The following is a 3,804-nucleotide window of genomic DNA, read 5'->3' as shown; positions in this document are numbered from 1 at the left end:
TGGCCATGGGCCTGAACGAAGCAGCCGGCTACCTCGGCGTCGCAGGCACCGCACTGGCCACCGGATACATCGCCGCCACCTACGGACTGCGCCCCGGACCCTTCCTGCTCGGCGCAGCCTTCATCGCCGTCGGCCTCGGCCTGTCCGTGCTGACCATCCGCGAAACACACCACCACGCCAAGGCCGAAGCCGCAGTGCACGTCCCGGTCCACGCCGGCAGCCATGCCGGGCTGAGCAACCGTGCCGTCTTCACCCTCACCAGCTTCCGCGACAAGTCACTGTCCTCCGTCAGCCAGGCCGGGATGGTGAACAACCTCAACGACGGCCTGGCCTGGGGACTGTTCCCTGTCCTGTTCGCCGCCGCAGGGCTCAGTATCGAACGCATCGGCATCCTCGCCGCTCTCTACCCGGCCGTCTGGGGCGCCGGTCAACTGATCACCGGCGCCCTCTCAGACCGGATCGGGCGCAAACCCCTAATCGTCGGAGGCATGCTCGTCCAAGCCCTGGCGCTCGGTATGGTCGCCCTCGGAAATGACTTCGGAACCTGGCTTGCCGCCGTCGTCCTCCTCGGTGCCGGCACCGCAATGGTCTACCCCACACTGCTCGCAGCGATCGGCGATGTCGCCCACCCCGAATGGCGGGCCAGATCAGTGGGCATCTACCGGCTGTGGCGCGACGGCGGGTTCGCCGTCGGCGCCCTGCTCTCCGGCCTCATCGCCGACGCCTACGGCATCCCGGCAGCCGTCGCCGTCGTCGCCGGCCTGACTGCGCTCTCCGGCATCATCGTGGCCGCCCGGATGCGAAGCAGCGACCACCGCGGCCAGGGATGAACGAGTGGAACCACTTCAAGGACGGATGGCCGGGCTGCCCAGGTTGGTCAGGCGGCCCGGCAGGGCTGCCCGGTGAAGTCTGGGTACATCCGCACACCAGAAGAGGGCGGTTCGTCGAAGAGCATTTCAGGCGCCGGGCGCAGTAGGGAGGCGACGCGGACAAACTCAGTGCAGGTGAACGGGACGCGGAGAACCGCCGTCCCCCCGCCGTCGAACGAGAGGGCAAAGTGACGCCGGAACGCCTCGTCGCATCGGTAATTGAGAGATCGAGGCGCACACGCCCGATGCCTCTCTTGCGGATGATGGGCCGGAGCCGAACGGTCGTAGCGCGGTCAGTGGGTGACGAGCTGTTGCGCTCGCTGGTGTGAGACGCCAAGTACCGCGCCGATGTCGCGGACGGTGACACCTTGCCGCTTCAGGACCATGGCCGCCTCGTGGCGTTCCTTGGCTGATGCCGCCTTCAGCTCGTCGGACCTGGCAGCTAGCTCACGCGCTTCGCGGAGATGGGCTGCGCCTTCAGGCGTGTCGAAGGTGACCTCGACGTCGAAGCCGGATTCGGGGCGTCCCGTGATCATGGCCGCCAAATCGCGGACCATTTCGGGGATCTCGGCGACGGTGCGGGCCTGAGTGGTCAGCCCGTCGATTTGGGTGGATTCCAGGTACCAGAACCGGCCGTCCCGGCTGGCCGTTACTTCGAGTTTCATTTGGTGCCCTCTCCCTTGGCCTGCTTCATGATCGCTTGAGCTGGTTCAGGAGTTCCCGGCGCTTCATCACGAGAAAAGTCCATAGCGGACTAGGCGAGGCTGTCTAGTCCGCTATGGACTGTACCTAGGCGAGCTGTGCACCTCAGCCTCAGACGGCTTCCTCTGCGTGTTCAGCGCACCGCACCGTCGCGATCAGCTGGCCACCGCCGTCGGCCTTTAGATAGTGGGTCACGTGGTTCGTGATCCTGCCGCATTCCTCGCAGAAGCACGTGTGTTGTTTTGTCTGCATAGCGAGATGTTACGCAGTTTGATGGATTTATGGCGGAATCCCGGCTAGGAATGTGGATCTCCACATGCGGCCCGGACCGCGTCCCGCATCCCGGGAACTCCAAGGGCCCATGGGTAGAATCGAGGCCAAGAAGAACGCAGTCGCTTTCCGGAGGTACGGAGAAACAATGTCAGAATGGCTCGACGTCGGCGCGGACAACTACGTGCTTGTCACCGAAGGATCACTGCTGAACACCGCCCTGATTGTGGGCTCCGAGCGGGCCATGGTGGTGGACACCGGCTGCGGGCCGCGGCAGGGGCGCGAGATCCTGGACGCGGTGCGGGAGAAGACCTCTTTGCCCCTGGTGGTGGTCAATACGCACGCGCACTACGACCACTTCTTCGGCAACGCCGTGTTCGCATCCGACGGCGCCACCGAGTTCTGGGCACACGAAAACTGCGCCCAGGAGATCGACGACCACGGGGACCTGCAGCGCCGGTTCGTAGGAACACTGGAGCCGGAGATGTCCACCGGCGAGGGTGAGAACGTGGAACTGGTGGTGCCAAACGCCATCGTCAAGGACCAGCCCGTGCTGGTGGACCTGGGCGGGATCACCGTGACGCTGTTCTACCTGGGCCGCGGCCACACCGATGGCGACCTCCTGGTGGGCACCCCCACCACCCTCTTCGTGGGCGACCTCGTGGAGCAGGGCGCGCACCCCTCCTTCGAAGACTCCTACCCGGAGGAATGGGCTGACTCCCTGCGCCACATCTCCGCCCTGCGCCACCGCTACGAGTTCCTGATCCCCGGCCACGGCCAGCCCTGCAGCGATCAGTTCGTCAAGACCATGGCCAACACCATGACCACGGCCGTCCGCCAGGCACAGCAGTCCATCCGCGAAACCCCCACGGACGCCACCAAGGCCATCCCCATCCTGCCGTATGGCCCGGAGCAGTCACGCTGGTTCATCAAGCGCCTGCAGGAAACCCGGCCGCTGCACTGAGTGTCGCAACTCTCCGCGGGTAGGTTTGACAGTGGAATTTCACAACGCTGTACCTTTTTCGGGGTGGTCGATTTCTGCCGAAGCCTGGCGTCTTGACCGGTGACACCAAGCGGATTCTTGTGTCCGGCGGCAAGACCTACCCGCTGGGCAAGGCAAGCAGCTCATCGTTATTTTCCCCATGAATCCGGGGTTGCTCCCTGAAACCTGGGTTGCTCCCTGCAACCGCCGGGTGCGGTCAATTTGCGCGGACAAGGAATAGGGGCGCGGACGGCAAGACCGTCTGCGCCCCTGCAGATCGCTCCGCGGAAAGGCTACTTGTCCGTCAAATTACGGTTCAGTTGCTCTTGCAGGTTGATCTGGGCCTGCTGGTTCAGCAGGTTCATGCTGTGCATGCCCATGGTTTCTTGGTGGCGGAGACCCTGCTGGTCGGCGAAAAGCCGTGTGTTCACCTCGTTGCGGAACTGCTCCAGCTTGGCTTTCTCCAGAATCGAAACTTGGAGCCTGGTTTCCCCGCCGCCGTTGTTCTTAATCTTCATCACGGCGCTCAGGGCGTTCAGGATGAGCGAAATAGCGAGCAGCAAAGCGACCCAGCCGAAGAACGCATTGAGGTTGGTGAGCCCAACAATGAGGAGGATGAAGCCAAAGATAGCCCGGCCTAAGGAGAATTTGATCTCTACACCGACACCAGCGGTGTTTGCCAGCGGGAACGTCTCTTCCGCGTAACCCAAAGGAATCACACCCAGCAGGCTGTTGGCACGCTTCGAGACAATTCGGGTGTTGGTGACGCCCAGTTCGGTCTTGAGCCAGAAGAGAATAACGGACGGGCTGAATGTTGCAGCGTGGACATTGGATTCGCCCGGGGCAAACTGAAGGTTGGACAAGGTTATCCCTCTCGGATGATGTTTACGGATCCCTGAGGGAAATACTGTTTGCTTGGCCAAAATGGGCTCTTCAGAATGCAGAGTGTAGTTTCGGTCTGAAGCCTCCAGATTCCAGCAG

5 protein-coding genes are annotated in these 3,804 nt (G+C 63.1%); 2 read left to right on the top strand and 3 right to left on the bottom strand.

What is annotated here, in order from left to right:
- Positions 1–830, top strand: an 830-nt coding sequence (locus QK290_RS18285; protein ID WP_282332084.1) for an MFS transporter, incomplete at its 5' end; no start/stop codon positions are given.
- A 332-nt stretch (positions 831–1,162) separates the two neighbouring features.
- On the opposite strand, the gene QK290_RS18280 is transcribed toward QK290_RS18285, so the two are convergent.
- Both QK290_RS18280 and QK290_RS18275 read right to left on the bottom strand, forming a co-directional pair.
- A complete protein-coding gene (locus QK290_RS18280; protein ID WP_282332083.1) occupies positions 1,163–1,534 on the bottom strand; it encodes a hypothetical protein in 372 nt (123 codons plus the stop codon).
- Positions 1,535–1,682: 148 nt separating this feature from the next.
- Positions 1,683–1,823, bottom strand: coding sequence for a hypothetical protein (locus tag QK290_RS18275; protein WP_282332082.1), 141 nt, complete (start codon positions 1,821–1,823; stop codon positions 1,683–1,685).
- A 166-nt stretch (positions 1,824–1,989) separates the two neighbouring features.
- Here QK290_RS18275 and QK290_RS18270 point away from each other — a divergent pair, with 166 nt between their 5' ends.
- Positions 1,990–2,805, top strand: coding sequence for an MBL fold metallo-hydrolase (locus QK290_RS18270; protein ID WP_282332081.1), 816 nt, complete (start codon positions 1,990–1,992; stop codon positions 2,803–2,805).
- A 311-nt stretch (positions 2,806–3,116) separates the two neighbouring features.
- Here the strand turns inward: QK290_RS18270 and QK290_RS18265 are convergent.
- Positions 3,117–3,804 (bottom strand): hypothetical protein (locus QK290_RS18265; protein ID WP_282332079.1); only part of this gene is annotated, 688 nt, incomplete at its 5' end.

It is taken from the genome of Pseudarthrobacter sp. AL07, from assembly GCF_029960665.1.
Classification (GTDB): domain Bacteria; phylum Actinomycetota; class Actinomycetes; order Actinomycetales; family Micrococcaceae; genus Arthrobacter.
Note: the sequence above shows the minus strand (reverse complement) of the source record. Positions and strands in the feature narration are given on the sequence as shown.